Origin of the sequence: Lutibacter sp. HS1-25 (assembly GCF_004121075.1) — a bacterium.
GTDB lineage: Bacteria > Bacteroidota > Bacteroidia > Flavobacteriales > Flavobacteriaceae > Lutibacter.
Genome location: NZ_RHLN01000130.1, coordinates 1 through 373, shown reverse-complemented (window position 1 = coordinate 373; position 373 = coordinate 1). Strand labels below are relative to the sequence as shown.

Sequence of the window (373 nt, the reverse complement as noted above, 5' to 3'; positions counted from 1 at the left end):
GGGGTTAAACCTCCTACGTAGATGAGTTTTAGATTCGTTGGTTGAGACCCTTCGACAGGCTCAGGGTGACGTTGTGTATTGTCAGTCTGAGCTTGTCGAAGACTTTTCTCATTCTTCTCTATATCATGAGATTCCGCATCAGGTGCGGAATGACGTTCTTTAGGCTCAGGGTGACATTTACTACTGTCATTGCGAGGAGGCTTTCGACTCCACTCAAGACAGGTTGGCGACGTGGCAATCTCATCATTTCCTTCCACATCATGAGATCCCCAGTCAAGCTGAGGATGAAGTTCTTCAGGCTTAGGGTGACATTCAGTATTGTCAGTCTGAGCTTGTCGAAGACTTTTTAAACTCTTCTCTATATCATGAGATT

The 373-nt window shown here is 45.3% G+C and carries 1 protein-coding gene; it reads right to left on the bottom strand.

All coding sequences use genetic code 11. The features are described 5' to 3' along the window. A partial coding sequence (locus EC396_RS18010; protein ID WP_205757965.1) for a hypothetical protein occupies nt 1-373 on the bottom strand: 373 nt, incomplete at both ends.